Genomic DNA, 15,749 nt, shown 5'->3' on the forward strand with positions numbered 1-15,749 from the left:
ACATGGAAACAGGACTCAAGGACAAAGTTGCGCTGCTGGTGGCGTCGAGCGAAGGCATTGCCCGCGCGGCCGCCGAGAAGTTCGCCGCTGAAGGCGCCCGGCTTGCGATGTGTGCTCGCAATGAAACGAAGTTACTCAGAGCAGCAGACGAATTGCGCGCTCGTCATAACGTCGACGTGCTGGCCGAACGTGTCGACGTTTCGGATTTTGCGTCGATGCAGGCCTTTGTTCGCCGCGCGGTCGAACGCTTCGGCCGAATCGATGTTTGTCTCGCAAACTCCGGTGGCCCGCCGGCCAAGAACTTTCTTTCCATCGAACTGGACGAGTGGAAGAAGAACGTCGATCTGATCTTTCTCAGCGTCGTGAACCTGGCTAAGTCCGTGATCCCGCACATGCAGAAGAATGGCGGGGGACGCTTTATCGCCATCACCTCTACGTCGGTTAAGGGATCGATTCCCGATCTTGTCATGTCGAATGCAGTGCGGCCCGCGGTCGTGGGACTGCTGAAGAGTTTGTCGATTGAGTTCGGAAAAGACAACATTACCTTCAATAACGTTGCGCCCGGATACACCGCCACCGAACGGCTCAAGGAGCTTGCCGGAACGCGCGCGCTTGCGGCCAACGTAAGCGTCGCCGAGATCTATGAGAAGTGGTCAGAGGAGATTCCGCTTCGGCGATTGGCACGTCCAGAGGAGGTTGCAGATGCGATCGTGTGGCTCGCCTCGGAGCGCGCGTCGTATGTGACCGGACAAACCATTCTGGTTGACGGCGGAAGATATCCTGGCGTCGCGTGAGGGTGTGGGTGGCAGCTAAGGAGCTACTTGAGAGTTCTGCATATCGATGGGGATCAGCTCACGCTCGACGACCTGCGTGAGGTGGTCTACGAACAACGTCCGGTACTGCTCGCGCCCGACGCACGGCAGAAAGTCCTGACTTCGCGCGAAGTGGTTGACGAACTCGTGCGCGAGAACCGTGTCGCCTATGCGGTGACGACCGGTGTCGGCAAGCTGAGCGAGGTCCGCATTCCGCCCGAGCAAATTCGTGAGCTACAGCTCAACCTGCTGCGTTCCCATGCGGTCGGTGTCGGTGCGCCACTGTCGGAGGCGGCCACGCGAGCGATGATATTGCTCCGCGCCAATTCCTTAGCTAAGGGATTTTCAGGAGTGCGGCCGCTTGTAATCGACACACTCTGCGAAATGTTGAGCCGCGGCGTGCATCCGGTAATCCCTTCGCAAGGGAGTGTTGGAGCCAGCGGCGACCTTGCGCCCCTGGCTCATCTGGCTCTGGTTCTCGTGGGAGAGGGTGAAGCCATCTTTCAGGGGCGCCGGCTCCGCGGCGCGGAAGCGATGGGGGCGGCCCAGGTAAAACCCGTCACATTGGAAGCTAAGGAAGCGATCTCACTGATCAACGGCACGCAGGCAATGTTGGCCATCGGAACGCTGTCGCTGCTAGCCGCGCAGACGCTGGTCGACACGGCTGACGTACTCGGCGCGCTAACCCTCGACGCGCTTCGCGGCACGACGGTTGCCATGGACGAGCGCATTCATCGCGCTCGTCCCCATTCGGGACAGTTGCACAGTGCGAGTAATGTCCGCAGGCTCCTCGAGGGCAGCGAGATTCGTCAGTCTCATATCGACTGCACCCGTGTCCAGGATGCCTATTCGCTGCGCTGCATTCCCCAGGTCCACGGCGCCGTGCGCGACACTCTCGCTTATTGCCGCCAGGTTTTCGACATAGAAATGAACTCAGCAGTCGATAATCCGCTAGTCTTTCCGTCTCCACGATCGCAACGCGAACCCATGCGCCCCTCGAAGGTTCCGGCGATCGACGACCGCCGAGCCAAAGAGAACGCAAACGACCATACTGATTCGGGACAAGTACTCTCTGGCGGCAACTTCCACGGAGAGCCAATAGCCTTCGCGCTCGACTATCTGGCCATCGCGCTGACCGCTCTGGCAGGAATCTCTGAGCGGCGCATCGAGCGCATGGTCAACCCGGCCCTCAACGAGGGCCTGCCTCCATTCCTGGCTCCAAACGCCGGACTCAACTCCGGATTTATGATGCCGCAAGTGACCGCTGCCGCATTGGCAAGCGAGAACAAGGTTCTGGCGCACCCCGCCTCTGTCGACTCAATTACGACGAGCGGCAACAAGGAAGATTACGTTTCCATGGGCATGGCCGCCGGCCTCAAGCTGCAACGCGTAGTCGCCAATACGACCCATGTGCTTGCGATTGAGGCGGCCACGGTTGCGCAGGCGATCGACTTTCTTGCCCCGCTCAAAACGAGTCCGCGGTTGCAAAAGGTCCACTCGGCGATTCGAGGCATTAGTCCGCCAGTGGACCGGGACCGCGTCTTGGCCGATGAGTTCTCCAGACTCGCACAGGCAATTTCCGAAGGAAGGCTGACAAGGGCGGCTTTTGAGTAAGCGTGCCAGCATTTCTGCAAAACTAAGGGAGACCGCTCTTGGAATGATTGTATGTGCCACGGCCAACTTTGGATGGATTCACTCATGCTGACGAACCATGTAGCACTGTCATCCCTCAGGCCGTCGCTTAGCTGTCAATGGTCCTTCAAAGCTGATGCGGCCTGGGGAATCTGCTGTTCTGATCACTAACGAAACAGCAGATCCCCCGCGCCGCAAAAAACCAACTTTTGGATCCGAGCTGGTATCGCTGCGGCGCGAGGGATGACAGTTCCAAAAAGGCATCGCACAACTAATGAGCGCACGCGATATTGCAGGTCCAAAACCTGAATTCGCTTCAGTGCCCGGACTCCTGCAGCAACTCCCTAAGATACTGCTGCCAGAAAACCGCCCACGTGTGCGTGCCATGACCATGGGTTTCAGCCGATGTGGGGATGAGCACGAATCGCCCACGCTTTACGCGCTTGATTTCGCGCTGAGCGATTCCCAATTCGGGTGGATTGATGAAATCGTCCGCTGAATTGATGTACATCACCGGCGCTGTGATCTTTTCAAGTTGGTTGGAGGGATCGTAGTTTCGCGACGCGCTTACCGCGTATAACAAATCATTTGCATCAAGAGTATGAGTTACTCGGTTGCGATAATCCTCCAGATCTTTATCCGCAGAATCTCGTGTTGGATAGCTGATCTGCATGGGCAACGGAGTGCTTCCTGCAATCAGTAAGAAGTCGGTAGCAATTTCGATGCCCGCGTGTGGCTGAGAACTGTAATCCCCGTCTTTCCATTCCGGGTCACGCCGGATTCCATCGATCACCATCTTGCGCCACATACGATTACGACCGGCGATTTGCACGGGCAGGCATGCCAGTGGCATGAGCGCATCCATGTAATCGGGATAGGTCTCGCCCCACACCCACGAATGCATGCATCCCATGGAAGTACCGAGTATCAGGCGAAGGTGATTAATGCCGAGCCCTTTTTCGAGCATCTCGTGCTGAGCCGCCACCATGTCGTCGTAGTCATACTGCGGAAAGCGTGCGTGCAATCCATCGCTGGGCTTACTGGATTTGCCGTGGCCAATGCCGTCGTCAAGAACAATGAAATATCGGTTGATATCAAGCAACCGCCCTGGACCAAAGAGGACATCCGCAAACTGCGGTTGAAGGAACTGCTGGCCAGAACCACCGGTACCGTGAAGCAGGAGCACAGCGTTTGTGGTACGACCATTGGCATCGCGAACAGGTTTACCGAACGTTAGGTAATGCAACCGCAATTCGGGCAGCGATTCGCCTGAACGAAAGTGAAAGTTGCGAGCGATGTAATCGCCTTCCTGCGGCGCAGGGATTTTTGTAGATTCCTTGAGGACTTGCCCTTGACACGAATAGGCGAGACAAACAAATATCAAAACTCTCCGAAGCGATGACATCAAATGCTCCCGTCTGTAATTGTTATTCAAATCACGCCGAGCCATTTTACTGGTGCGCCGGCATAAGCTACCTGCGATGAAAGCCACGATGACGGCAATCCAGGGAGACATCACGAGGCTGGCGGTCGATGCCATCGTGAATGCTGCCAACAGCTCCCTGCTCGGCGGTGGAGGCGTCGATGGCGCAATCCATCGCGCTGCCGGCCCTGGACTGCTCGCTGAGTGCAGAACGCTCGGCGGTTGCGCGACGGGGGACGCCAAAGGAAGTCGCGGTCATCGCTTGCCGGCGAAATATGTGATTCACACCGTCGGGCCTGTCTGGCGGGGAGAAGAGAGCACGAGCCTTTCGATCGATGAACGAGATGAGGATCGCCTCTTGGCCTCGTGCTATCGCCGCTCGCTGGAGATTGCGAACGAGCTTGGCGCGGCAAGCATCGCCTTCCCCGCAATCAGCACGGGCATCTATGGTTTTCCGCGAGAACGGGCCGCCAAAATCGCAGTTGCAGAAGTCAGAAAGATACTCGGTGAGTACCAGACGATCGAGGCGGTGATCTTCTGCTGCTTCGATTCGGCCACTCTGCAGATCTACGAAGAAGTGCTTGGGCAGAATCCCTAATACGGTCCGAATGCTTCCCTGTTACTTTTGTTGTCTCTTCCCGAAAGAGAACTAAACCCTTTGTTAATGGTAACTTAGCGCCGAAATCAGGAGTTCCCTGTTCAGTCCCTGCGTTCGAGCGAACTTGGCGATTTTTGGGCAGAAACGTGTAACTGAAGCGTTAATCTTGAAAATCGCTCTGTATATATCCCTGTTTCTTTTTGCGGACGTTTCCCCAGGTTAAAGTCCACGCGCACGATGCTCCTTGAAAATGCACTTGTCCATCACGACAAAGATTCCCGCATCACGAGCTTTCTTAGCTGCAGCTTGATGCACAACGCCTTCCTGCAGCCACACAGCAGGAATCTTTAAACGGATCATTTCGTCGACGATCTCCGGGACGAACTCTGGACGCCGGAAAACGTCGACCAGGTCGATCTTTTCAGGAACTTCCGCGAGGCTGGCGTAGGATTTCTCTCCGAGGACCGCCTCCTCATTGGGATTCACAGGAATAATGCGATAGCCCTTGCGCTGCATGTATTGAGTGACGCCAAAGCTCGGGCGCAAGGGATCGGACGACAAGCCAACTACGGCAATGTTTCTCGCTTTGGTTAGGAGGTCTCGAATTTCGTCGTTCAGGGTCATCATGATTCAAAGACAGCTGCGCTGATGAAACTAGCTACCTCCGCCAGGTGTGGTTCTGGTTTGTATCAACCTGAGAGCCCCCTTCCGCAGGGTCTCGGGAATGTTTTTGTTCATGGAAAGAACCTTCAGGTCCGGGCCCATCAGGTTCTTTATCAGACCTAAAGAAAGATCGAGAGGAGTTCGCGGATTGTTACAGAGATTTCTGAGAACGACATAGTTCTTCATAAACTTGCGGCTGCGAGCGATATCGCGCAGCACGTTCTCACGAACGTTCTTCATGTTGGCGAAGGCCTCGATTTCCTGCTCACTCACTTTCGGCGACGCGAGTACCGCGGACGAAACCAGCTTCGATCCGTCGCGAATCAGGATGCCGCGTTCCTCCCTACTGCCAAGCATCGCAACCTTGACGCGCTCGCCAACATTCATGCGCGCGAGCTTCTGCAAAATTGAGATGCGCTCGTCTTCCTGCTTGCCTTTGCCCTTCGCCGCTTCCAGAGCCTCGGCGCTGATTACAATTCCTTCTTCATCGCCGAGTTCGTCCACTCCGCCGAGCAGAACAAACGGCTTCGCCTCTCTCTCTTCAGCCTCAAGTTCCGCCGCGTGCTCTTTGAGCCATGCAAGCACTTCGACATCGGTAATGGTTCCGAATTCGACAGCAACGTCCACCCCAAGCCGCGACAGACTTTCCGATACGCGTACATGTTCTTCGGGGGCGAGATTTGGATTATTCAGCAACGGCCTCAATACGGTTGCGGAACCCATGACGCGGGGACTCGAAAGCAACAATGCAGTCGTCTCTCGTGTGGCTGTTTCAGCGATCGCAGCCAAAGTCTTGTCAGATACTGAGGGGTTGTTGAACAATGATGGCAAAAGCCGCGGCCGGCGATTCCGGGGCGCAAGGAAATAATTGAGGACTTCGTGAGGAGTGCCCGGATCGGCCAAAGCAGTCGCCGATCCGCCTTCATCGAAGCTAGCGAGCGTCATGCGGGCCTGCTCGCCAAAAATTGGATGTTCACTGAGGTAGACGAGTATCTCGAGCATCTCCCCCGGAGAAACTGCGAGTGCTCCGCGAGCCGCCGATCGCATCACGCCTGCGGGAACAGCCGACTGCCTCATCATCTCGATCAGTCGAGCCATTGCGAGTTAGCTGGCGCCAGCTTCGCGTCGCATCAGGAGATATCCGCGAATAAATGGAGTCAGATCTCCATCGAGCACCCGGTCAGGATCGCCGACTTCGACCTTCGATCTAACGTCTTTCACGAGTCGATAAGGCGCGAGGACATAGGAGCGAATCTGCGAGCCAAAATCGATGTCCAGTTTTGAGTCTTCGAGCTTCTTCGTCTCGGCGCGCTTTTTTTCGAGCTCATATTCGTAGAGCTTCGAGCGAAGAATCTTCATTCCCCGCTCGCGATTCTTGTGCTGAGAACGCTCGTTCTGGCAGCTCACCACAATTCCAGTGGGAATGTGAGTGATGCGCACCGCGGAATCCGTTGTGTTCACATGCTGTCCGCCGGCGCCACCGGAGCGATAGGTGTCGATCTTGAGATCGCTTTCTTTGATATCGATCTCAATTGACTCGTCGATCTCGGGGGAAACAAATACGCTGGCAAAGGATGTATGACGGCGCTTGGCCTGATCGAACGGTGAGATGCGCACCAGGCGATGCACGCCGATTTCGCTGGTCAGCAAACCAAAAGCGTACTCACCATTCACCGTGAAAGTCGCCGACTTGATGCCCGCTTCCTCTGCTGCCTGATAGTCATTGAGCACCGTCTCGAAGCCTTCGCGCTCCGCCCAGCGCAGGTACATGCGCATCAGCATCTCGGCCCAATCCTGTGACTCGGTACCTCCAGCGCCCGGATGGATCGTCACGATAGCATTGCGGGCATCGTTCTCGCCGGCAAGCAGCGTTTTAGTCTCGAGCTTCTCGACGACTTCTCGCAGGCTGTCGATCTCGCGACGCAGCTCCTGATCGACACTCTCACCCTCTCGTGCCAGCTCAAAATATGCTTCGATGTCCTGGGTACGGCGGGCAAGGTCACTCTCGCTCGCCAGTGCGGCTTCGATGCGCTTGCGCTCGCGCATGACCTGCTGCGACTGTTCCTGATTCGACCAGAAGTTGGGATCGCTCGCCTTTTTCTCTACTTCGGCGAGCTGCTCTCGTAGGCGCGGAGCGTCAAAGATACTCCCGCAGATCGTGGACCTTGGCGCGTACGGCCGCGTATTCGCGTTCGAGATCCTCAAGCATGAATTTGCGTTCCCCGGTCTGCATAAAGAGAGTTACTGGCGCAGTGGAGCTCGTCCGCTTAGTGCGGCGCTGACCAAAGCCAATATCGAAATTATCGCACAGCCTCCCGCGAACCAATCGCCATGCCGCGTGTAGAACGTGGTTCCCGACTCGAAGCTGTAAGGAGCCTCGAGCACAGTCCGCGTCTTGCGTGGAACGGCGGCGACGACCTGGCCGAAAGGACTTATCGACACAGTGATCCCGGTGTTGGTCGCCCGCAGCAGCCAACGTCCATTCTCGATCGCGCGCATGCGGGCCATGTTCAGATGCTGCCCAGGTGCGCCGGACTCACCGAACCATCCGTCGTTGGAGATGTTCACAAACAGCTCTGCCCCGTTGCGGACAAATCTCAATACTTCATCGGGAAAGATTGATTCGTAGCAGATAAAAGTTCCGACGCCATGCCCATCTACATGAAGAACGTTGCGTTGGTTGCCGCGCGAGAATTCGCCGATATCATGCGTCAGGGACTGGGCAAAGCTAAGCAAATTCCGGAATGGAACAAATTCACCAAAAGGTACCAGGTGAATCTTGTCGTATCGAGGTCCCCAATTCCCATCGGGCAGAACCAACTGCGCCGAGTTAAACACTTCCGCCTTGCCACCAACCCTCGGACCTACTCCCAGACTCCCTGCAATTACGTATGCGTGAGAATCCTGAGCCAGCGCGCTGAGCCAGTGCTGAAACTTCTGATCCGAGGTGTAAAACGGCGCCGGAGACTCCGGCCACACGATCAAGGGGGGATTTGCACTGTGTTGCGCTGCTGCCGATACTCCTTGCCCACTGAGTTGCACGAGTTGGGCGATAGTCAAATCGTAGAAGGTAGGCGACCAGTCGGTTTCGAGAATGGGCAAATTCTCCTGAACCAGCGCCGCAGCGTGGTCGGGATGAGACTCCGGATAAGGAACGAGCGATCCGGACTCTAATGCGATCGCGCCCAGGATGCCGGTAAATGCCACGGCCAATCGCCGATCTCGTGGCAGCAAAAAGCCGAGAGCGAGAACGGAGTTTACGAGTGCAATCGCGAGCGAAAGCCCATACACGCCAGTAAAGGTCGCCAACCTTGTAAGCGGCAGATTATTGACTTGCGCATATCCAAGGAGGTCCCAAGGAAAGCTGGTAATGTGCGCGCGAGCGAATTCAACCGCAACCCAGAAAAAGGGCGCGAGGATAAGAGCGCGAGCGTTAGCGAATAAACGGCTGCGCGTCGCGAGGCCGAGAAGCAAACCGAAGGCAGCGTGATAGAGCGCAAGATACAGACAAAACAGCACGAGGATGTCGGCGGCAATCGGACGAGAGAGATTGCCGTAGCTATGCATCACATGAAAAATCCAATAGCAGGTGCCTGCGTACCAGACAACGCCGCTGAAGTATGCAAGCAGAACGCAGCGCGTGAGAGTGGGAGAGTATCGACGATCGATCAGGGCCACGAACAACGGGGCCAGCGCGATCCAACACGTGAAGTAAACGCCAGGGGACGGGAAACTCAGTATCTGGAGAACAGCGGAGAGCAGTGCAAGCAGCCATCCAGCTCTCGGCGATGGTCGCATGATCGAAAGTCTACAGGATGAGCTTTGCCAAGCCCATGATAGAGTTCACGAAGGCGGGCGCGACGACCGCTTACATGGCGCCTATTCAGCCGCCTTTACTCATTCAAGAATCTGGATCGACTCGGACGCACCGAACCTACTGCCGAGGTGTGAGCCGATTCGATAAAGCCGGACGATCGTGTGCTGCGCGTAATGGCCACAACCAGGAGACCCGCCAGCAATTGCACGGTTGCGACGTCGTAATCACTGAAAGCGCCCCTATGGCTGGAAAACACTTCCAGCACACCGAGGACGCTGTTCAAGTGCGAGACTGGCGCAGCCAGCACTGACTGAGTCCCCAACTCTCGGCAGCGGTTGCGGTCAACGTACGTATCCGACTCGGCAGAATCGCAGCGCCAGCTCACGCCAGTACTCGCGCAGAGGCCTGAGATTCCGTGGCCCAACTTGAGTTCGACTCCCAGGTCAGGGAGCAACTGTTCCAGCTTGAGCTTGGCAAACAAGCTTGCCTTGGCGAGAAAGTGCGAGTGCAGCACCGTCGGCGTTCGTGATCGTGCATGCACGCTCGACTACCCAGCGCATTGCCGGCTGAAGCTGCGGCAGTGAATTTGGCAAGGTTCTGCACGCAATCCCGCTCGCAGAACGATATGCTAGAGGCGCCGACGGGCTCTGCAGGATACTCCCGCGCCATATCACTGCAGAGAATGTTCTCAACGGCACGATCGATAAGGTCGTCCTCAATCAGACGTGCCCGCTCCTGATTGCGCAGCGAGCCGCCAAGCACGCGAGCGAGTGTAAGCAGTGCAGTACTTCCGCAGGCCAGACAATTGGAGCCGCTGTTGTAGCTCATTAGCTCGCATTGCACGCAGAAGACAGTATTACGAAGTTCAAAGAAGGTGACATCCGCAGGCCGAAGATGTGGCATTTCCTAAGGTCGAGCCCCTTAACCCAGACGAAGTAGACGAAACAGATTCGTTGAAGATAAAAGCACACGAGCTTGTGCAGGAGTAGCACCGCTGGTTCATTTTTGAATCGCCGTCGGGCATCGGCATTCGGGCTTGACGCAACTTGTCAGTAAGAAGCACTCTGGCGGGTCACGCAACAAATTTCTCGGCCAGGAACGAAGATCGATGTCTGGCTTTGCAGCACAGCTTCGAAACGAAATAACTGCGCGTGCAGTGGAGTATGCGCAGCAGAACGGCATACCTTTCCGTCGCAGTCATTTCGACTTCGGCAGCATCGTATTCGCTCCGGAGGACGGCGCCTCGCGACACGGGAACTTTCATCCAGCGAGCTATCGCGCCATTCTCAAGCGCCCAATCTGGTGCAAGCGCCTGGGCAAGGTGCTGACTGTTACCGAGAGGCTGAAAAACCCAGACGACGATCGCAGACTCTGCGAACTAGACTCCTGCTGCAGCTCCGACGCGCTGCTGATGAATATCTTCTGCCACCCCAACGTGCGCAGCAGACCGCAAGTCCGCCGAATGCTCGGAGTAGACGAGCGTGCCGTGCCGATCTTCGGCTGGCGTACTCGCGTGCCACTGTTTGATCAGAAGTTCGATCGCACCGAAGTCGACATGAAGTTCGGCAATCTGCTGGTCGAGGTCAAGCTCACTGAGAGCTCGTTCGAGAGCTGCACCTTCGCCCGTATGCACGAGTATGCCGACTTCCGTGAAGTGTTCCGTCTGAGCGAATTGCCACGTTCCAGTCGCCAGTACCGGTGCTACCAACTCCTCCGTAATGTGCTGGCCGCGCAGGCGCACAACGCGGCTTTCTGCCTTTTGACGGATGCCCGCAGAATCGATCTGATCGAGTGCTGGTACAGGGTGCTTGCGGCGATTCGGCCAATAGATCTGCGCGTGCGGTGCAAACTGCTTACCTTCCAGGAGCTATCGCCGGCGCTACCGCGTTCGCTACGCGAATTTCTCGATCAGAAATACGGCATCGTGTCCACCGTTGCTGCTACCAGCACGGCTGTGGGATATTGAGCAACGGAGTCTTTTCGTCGATGCCCAACTCCTCGGTTGCCGTCCGTTTCGAGTACGCCAGCGAGAGAAAGATTCGCGAGCGTAACAAGCTGCACTACCGGTTCGCGCACTGGCCGATCTGGATCGCCGTCTTCTACCTCGCGCCGGGACCATTTACCTTCGACTTATTCGCACATGGGTTGCATCCCTACATGGCTGCGTGGCTGGGAATCGTGATAGTCGGTACTGGAATCGCGGGATTACTTGGCAAGCTGCCGGGCGTCGAGCCGAAGCCGTACATCATTCGCTTCACCGAGGATCGTCCAAATCCCTTGTATCGTCGCATCTGTTACACGCTCGCCTGGAGCGAGCTGGTGACCTACGCAGTACTGAATATTACGGGGCTGATCGGTGCCATCGTAACCGGCCAATGGAAGCTGCAGCAGATTTACTCCTACGGATACTTTCCTATCGCTGCCACGTTCTGGATCCTCGGCGCGTTAGGAAAATTGCCGCGCGTAAGACCTTCCACCACAGGAGAATGTCATGAACGACGCTACTTTTACGGCGCCGTTTGGGCATGTGTCCTCGCACAGCCCATTCTGGGACTGTTGTGGTGGTGGCTTCCACGAGGCCGTAATTTCGACATCCTGCGGCTCGGCGGATTCCTCGGCGTGCTGGCATTCATGGGTGCGCTGGCCGTTCGAGGACATCTCCCGCGCACTCGTCCGATCCTTCCCGGCGAACTCGCCATCTCCGACTGACTCAAGATTGTGTTCTACGTAATCACTTTCGCCATCGCAATTGCATTGCTGGTTGCTGCCGGCGTGCTTTTCCAGGCAATCGGACTCAGGCGTGACGAACGTCGCTTCCCTGCTCCCGGACTCCTCGTCGATGTTGGTGGATACAGATTGCACCTCCATGAACTCGGCTCAGGCTCTCCAACCGTCGTTCTGGAATCGGGAATCTCTGCTTCGTCGCTCAATTGGCGGAGGGTTCAGACAGAAGTCGCAAAGTTTGCTCGTGTGTGCAGCTACGATCGTGCGGGACTCGGTTGGAGCGAGCTCTGCGATCTGGCTTGCACGCCGGCATCACTCGCAAAGCAGCTCCACACGCTGTTGCACAACGCAGGAGTCGCCGGTCCATACATCCTCGTAGGACATTCCTTTGGCGGGCTGATCGTTCAGGCTCTCGCTCGCTTGTACGCCAATGAAATCGTCGGCCTGGTGCTCGTCGATCCACTCGATCCTGCGGAATGGACGCCAATCACAGACGAGCAACGTCGAATTATCCACCACGGAATAGGACTCTCACGACGCGGCGCACTCGCGGCAAGGTTCGGAGTCGTGCGCCTTTGCCTCAATCTTCTGCTCGCCGGCAACCAGTTAGTGCCACGAATGGCGGCAAAACTCTGGAGTGGAGACGCTTCTCAAGTAACCAACCGCATCGCTGGACAAGTGCAGAAGATGCCGCCAGAGACATGGCCGCTGGTAGCAACGCACTGGAAGAATCACAAAAGTTTCGAGGGTATGGCGCGCCACTTTCAGGCGCTGGCGGAGAGTGCCCAGGAACTTTCGCAGGTACGACAACTCAGCGTGCCGGTCACAATGCTGGTAGGCACACAAAACGAACATCCGGCAGATCCCAGGGAATACGCAAAGAAGCTTTCGCCCGAGACTCGTCTCATCTTCGCCGAGAAGAGCGGCCACTGGATTCAACTCGACGAACCCGAACTCGTCGTGAAATCGATCGCAGAGATGCTTGAGACTACACAGCGCCTGGAACGGGTTACCGCTCGCTGATAGCGCTATCCGCCCCGCAGGAGACAGAGGCAACGGGGAGGCGTATACACACCCAAGACGCTAGAAATGCCGGAATTCCTACCTCTGTCCCGAGGGATCTGCGGCGGTTAGCCGAGGCTAGCTGGCGAGAGCGTCCAGCACGTCGCTGGTCGCGGCTGAGGGCAGTGGGCACTCGTACATAGCATGGTGGTCCTTAGCCGCGCGCAGTTCCTGCTCGTCGACTCCCCGAGCGCTCCAGCGGCAATTGGGGCAAAGCACAACGGACTGAGTTGTTTCCATGTTGGCCCTCCAGTCACTAATGTGCGCTTTAGATACCAATTAGTGAAATCGAGATTTCTTATGCTCACAATCGGAAAAAGTTATCGTAAGTAAAGCGTATAACCACGAGGACTGAATTCGCACTTATGGTCGACCCCGTCGTAGAGAAACTGATCCTCGAACTCCTTGAATGGGTGGCCAGGCGGGAGAGGACTTACGAAGACGTAATCGATGCCTGGCGCACCTCATGTCCGAGACTTCCAATTTGGGAGGACGCCAATGAGCGCGGCTTCCTAGTGGTGGAACAGGCCAAGGGACGAAGGATTGTCACCATTACCGCAGCCGGCCTCGGATTCCTGCAGCGGCATAAACCTTCTGAGAAGTCCATACATTGGAACAATAGCTGACCGTAACCGCATCGCGTGTTCGCTAAGTAGGGTGTGAGGTCAGATACTCGATGGGTGCGGCATCCGTTCGATGGAATCCCAAAAGAGGGGCCTCTCCCGGTGGGCGATAAGATGCGTAGGATGAGTCGCCCGTCCTTTGGCCGCAGCTCCTACTCACTGTGATCCCGACGAGCAGCGGTGCCCTTAGGAACAAATGTCCGCCTCAGCCCTGGTTTCCAGAAACGGAAAGGAACCAACTTTATAACCCTTCGATTAACAAAAGTACTATACTGTTATCCCCTTTCGAGAGGCTAAAGCAGTCCCCCACAGCCTCCGGTTGAAGTTCGCCCCCAGGTTCAGTCGGCCCCAAACATCAAGACCGCAAGAGATAGAAAGAATAATGTTTGGCAAGCGCGGGACTGCTGTCCTACACGCGATGATCCTCATCGTGGGGCTAGTCGTGTGGACAGCCGGATGCGGCGGCGGGGGCGGATCTAACAGCTTCTCATCCAGTCCTGCTCCTCAGCCAACGACAAGTAACACATCGACGGGAACGAATGTGTCCGTTCAACCGGCAGATGCAAACGGCGCAACGCCTGCCAAACTGACCTTCAGCAACGTAACCCAAGGGGGAATGACCACCCTCACAATGGCAAGCACCGGCTTGGCGCCTCCGGCCGGATTCCTTGTCGGCAACCCCGCACTGTACTTCGACCTGGCCACGACCGCTGTTTTTTCCGGCACCGTTTCCGTTTGCATGAATTACACGGCGATTACGTTCGTGAATTCGCCGCGACTCTTTCACTACAACGGAAGCGCCTGGGTAGATGTAACGACTTCGGTCGACACGGCAAACCACACGGTCTGCGGAAACGTTACGTCTTTCTCTCCATTCGCAATCTTTCAGTCAGCCACGTCGCCCGCGATCACGAGTGCAGGCAGCGCGGCGTTCACGCTGGGCACTGTCGGTTCGTTCACGGTCACCGCCATCGGCTTCCCCACTCCTGCCCTGACAGAAGGCGGAGCGCTACCGAACGGGGTCACATTCACCGACAACCACGATGGCACCGCGAAGCTGAGCGGCACAGCAACAGCAACCGGGAATTTCCCAATCACGATCACTGCGCATAATGGTGCGACTCCAGATACGACGCAGAATTTCACACTATCAGTCAATCAAGCGCCAACGATTACGAGCGTGAATAGCGCTACCTTCGCCGTCGGCGCGGCGGGTACGTTCACCGTGACGGCAACGGGGTTTCCGGCACCGACTGTCAGCGCGAGCGGTTTGCCGGCGGGCGTGACCTTCAACACCGCGACTGGAGTGTTGAGTGGAATGCCGAGCACGAGCGGCACGTTTCCATTCATCTTCACCGCGCACAACGGTGTAGGCGTCGATGGCATACAGGACTTCACGCTGACGGTAACGGCCGCCACGCAGGCGACGCTGACGATCACAGGACCGTCAGTCGTAATCTATGGCGCGACTGGCACAGCAACGGTTTCTGGCGGGAGCGGAACAGGCGCAGTGAGCTTCAACGCTGGGGCCTCGACTGGATGCTCAGTCACGGGAACAACAGTTTCAGTTACCAACGCAAGCGGCACGTGCACCCTGGTTGCAACCAAAGCAGGCGACGACAGCTACAGCCCAGCGACTTCTGCACTGTCCACCGTAGTGCTGAACAAAGCAACGCCCACGATTAAAATCCTCAACGGCAACACTGACGTTACTGGCCAGACCTCCACGTTCACCTACAACGGAGGCTTGCAAGGTCTGACGGCAACCGTTACTGGCGCAGGCTCCGACAGCCTCTCGATCACCAGCCTTACCTACGACGGATCCTCCATTGCGCCGGCGAACGTGAAGGTCGTCAACAACGCAATAGCCAGCTACAACGTGGTTGCCAGCTACGGCGGCAATAACAACTACAACTCTGCATCTGCCAGTTCCAGCGAGCTCATCAATCGGGCCACCGCGGTGATCAGTGTCACGGGCTACAGGGTGACCTACGATGGCCAGGCACATACGGCAACTGGTACTGCGACGGGCGTGGAAAGCACGCCAGCGAACTTGAGCTCACTGTTCACGTTAAGCGGCACGACTCACACAGAGACCGGCATCTACAACGGCGACGCCTGGACCTTTTCGGGAAATAACAACTACAACCCGGCGAACGGCACGATCAATGATGCCATCTCGATGGCGGGTTCAACGATGACGGTGGACTGCACAGCGGGTGCGCCTTACACCTATACGGGTTCGCCATTGACGCCCTGCACGGCAGTCGCCGCTGGAGCTGGGAATCTAAGCGTGCAATTGACGCCAATCTACTCGAATAACATCAACGCGGGCACGGCCTCGGTGACGGCGGACTACACGGGCGATGCCAATCACAGTGCCAGTACCGGCGGT

The 15,749-nt window shown here is 56.9% G+C and carries 14 protein-coding genes and 1 pseudogene; 8 read left to right on the plus strand and 7 right to left on the minus strand.

The features are described 5' to 3' along the window. The first annotated feature begins 2 nt into the window (after window positions 1-2). The gene (locus VNX88_06615; GenBank protein HWY68319.1) at window positions 3-794 is read left to right on the plus strand and encodes an SDR family oxidoreductase; all 792 of its coding nucleotides are present in this window, start codon (window positions 3-5) and stop codon (window positions 792-794) included. Window positions 795-821: 27 nt separating this feature from the next. Further along, window positions 822-2,426: a histidine ammonia-lyase gene (hutH, locus tag VNX88_06620; protein ID HWY68320.1), complete on the plus strand. Its 1,605-nt coding sequence runs from the start codon at window positions 822-824 to the stop codon at window positions 2,424-2,426. 334 nt (window positions 2,427-2,760) lie between these two features. On the opposite strand, the gene VNX88_06625 is transcribed toward hutH, so the two are convergent. Next, complete coding sequence (locus VNX88_06625; GenBank protein HWY68321.1) at window positions 2,761-3,849, minus strand: alpha/beta fold hydrolase; 1,089 nt, start codon at window positions 3,847-3,849, stop codon at window positions 2,761-2,763. Window positions 3,850-3,925: 76 nt separating this feature from the next. Here VNX88_06625 and VNX88_06630 point away from each other — a divergent pair, with 76 nt between their 5' ends. Continuing rightward, window positions 3,926-4,465, plus strand: coding sequence for an O-acetyl-ADP-ribose deacetylase (locus VNX88_06630; protein HWY68322.1), 540 nt, complete (start codon window positions 3,926-3,928; stop codon window positions 4,463-4,465). A gap of 219 nt (window positions 4,466-4,684) precedes the next feature. Here the strand turns inward: VNX88_06630 and VNX88_06635 are convergent, their stop codons facing one another. The 5 genes from VNX88_06635 to VNX88_06655 all read right to left on the minus strand — a co-directional run bounded on the left by VNX88_06635 (window position 4,685) and on the right by VNX88_06655 (window position 9,486). Next, window positions 4,685-5,092, minus strand: coding sequence for a CoA-binding protein (locus tag VNX88_06635; GenBank protein ID HWY68323.1), 408 nt, complete (start codon window positions 5,090-5,092; stop codon window positions 4,685-4,687). A gap of 27 nt (window positions 5,093-5,119) precedes the next feature. Further along, entirely contained in the window at window positions 5,120-6,226 is a 1,107-nt protein-coding gene (locus tag VNX88_06640) for a hypothetical protein (protein HWY68324.1), read from the minus strand. Window positions 6,227-6,232: 6 nt separating this feature from the next. Beyond that, window positions 6,233-7,333 (minus strand): peptide chain release factor 2, encoded by a 1,101-nt coding sequence (gene prfB, locus VNX88_06645; protein ID HWY68325.1) that lies wholly within the window; start codon window positions 7,331-7,333, stop codon window positions 6,233-6,235. Between the two features lie 36 nt (window positions 7,334-7,369). Then, window positions 7,370-8,926 (minus strand): apolipoprotein N-acyltransferase, encoded by a 1,557-nt coding sequence (gene lnt, locus VNX88_06650; protein HWY68326.1) that lies wholly within the window; start codon window positions 8,924-8,926, stop codon window positions 7,370-7,372. Window positions 8,927-9,021: 95 nt separating this feature from the next. Then, window positions 9,022-9,486 carry a GAF domain-containing protein gene (locus tag VNX88_06655; protein ID HWY68327.1) on the minus strand — a complete coding sequence of 155 codons (465 nt, stop codon included), beginning with the start codon at window positions 9,484-9,486 and terminating at the stop codon, window positions 9,022-9,024. Window positions 9,487-10,053: 567 nt separating this feature from the next. Between VNX88_06655 and VNX88_06660 the strand changes: the two genes are divergently transcribed. From VNX88_06660 to VNX88_06670, 3 genes are read left to right on the plus strand one after another with little or no spacing between them, the layout of a single operon-like run. Continuing rightward, window positions 10,054-10,911 carry a hypothetical protein gene (locus tag VNX88_06660; protein ID HWY68328.1) on the plus strand — a complete coding sequence of 286 codons (858 nt, stop codon included), beginning with the start codon at window positions 10,054-10,056 and terminating at the stop codon, window positions 10,909-10,911. 20 nt (window positions 10,912-10,931) lie between these two features. Further along, complete coding sequence (locus VNX88_06665; protein HWY68329.1) at window positions 10,932-11,654, plus strand: hypothetical protein; 723 nt, start codon at window positions 10,932-10,934, stop codon at window positions 11,652-11,654. Window positions 11,655-11,663: 9 nt separating this feature from the next. Then, window positions 11,664-12,692 carry an alpha/beta hydrolase gene (locus tag VNX88_06670; protein ID HWY68330.1) on the plus strand — a complete coding sequence of 343 codons (1,029 nt, stop codon included), beginning with the start codon at window positions 11,664-11,666 and terminating at the stop codon, window positions 12,690-12,692. 117 nt (window positions 12,693-12,809) lie between these two features. Here the strand turns inward: VNX88_06670 and VNX88_06675 are convergent, their stop codons facing one another. Next, window positions 12,810-12,971: a hypothetical protein gene (locus VNX88_06675; protein HWY68331.1), complete on the minus strand. Its 162-nt coding sequence runs from the start codon at window positions 12,969-12,971 to the stop codon at window positions 12,810-12,812. 125 nt (window positions 12,972-13,096) lie between these two features. On the opposite strand from VNX88_06675, the gene VNX88_06680 reads away from it, so the two are divergent. Together VNX88_06680 and VNX88_06685 are read left to right on the plus strand one after the other, a co-directional pair. Continuing rightward, window positions 13,097-13,357 (plus strand): hypothetical protein, encoded by a 261-nt coding sequence (locus VNX88_06680; GenBank protein HWY68332.1) that lies wholly within the window; start codon window positions 13,097-13,099, stop codon window positions 13,355-13,357. 736 nt (window positions 13,358-14,093) lie between these two features. Continuing rightward, window positions 14,094-14,753, plus strand: a pseudogene (locus VNX88_06685) (putative Ig domain-containing protein). Window positions 14,754-15,749: the final 996 nt, after the last annotated feature.

This window comes from Terriglobales bacterium (assembly GCA_035567895.1).
GTDB lineage: Bacteria > Acidobacteriota > Terriglobia > Terriglobales > Acidobacteriaceae > Gp1-AA112.

Coding starts and splice junctions, on each gene's coding strand:
- VNX88_06615 (HWY68319.1), top strand. CDS start 3: ATGGAAACAGGACTCAAGGACAAAGTTGCGCTGCTGGTGGCGTCGAGC.
- VNX88_06625 (HWY68321.1), bottom strand. CDS start 3,849: ATGTCATCGCTTCGGAGAGTTTTGATATTTGTTTGTCTCGCCTATTCG.
- VNX88_06630 (HWY68322.1), top strand. CDS start 3,926: ATGAAAGCCACGATGACGGCAATCCAGGGAGACATCACGAGGCTGGCG.
- VNX88_06635 (HWY68323.1), bottom strand. CDS start 5,092: ATGATGACCCTGAACGACGAAATTCGAGACCTCCTAACCAAAGCGAGA.
- VNX88_06640 (HWY68324.1), bottom strand. CDS start 6,226: ATGGCTCGACTGATCGAGATGATGAGGCAGTCGGCTGTTCCCGCAGGC.
- lnt (HWY68326.1), bottom strand. CDS start 8,926: ATGCGACCATCGCCGAGAGCTGGATGGCTGCTTGCACTGCTCTCCGCT.
- VNX88_06660 (HWY68328.1), top strand. CDS start 10,054: ATGTCTGGCTTTGCAGCACAGCTTCGAAACGAAATAACTGCGCGTGCA.
- VNX88_06665 (HWY68329.1), top strand. CDS start 10,932: ATGCCCAACTCCTCGGTTGCCGTCCGTTTCGAGTACGCCAGCGAGAGA.
- VNX88_06675 (HWY68331.1), bottom strand. CDS start 12,971: ATGGAAACAACTCAGTCCGTTGTGCTTTGCCCCAATTGCCGCTGGAGC.
- VNX88_06680 (HWY68332.1), top strand. CDS start 13,097: ATGGTCGACCCCGTCGTAGAGAAACTGATCCTCGAACTCCTTGAATGG.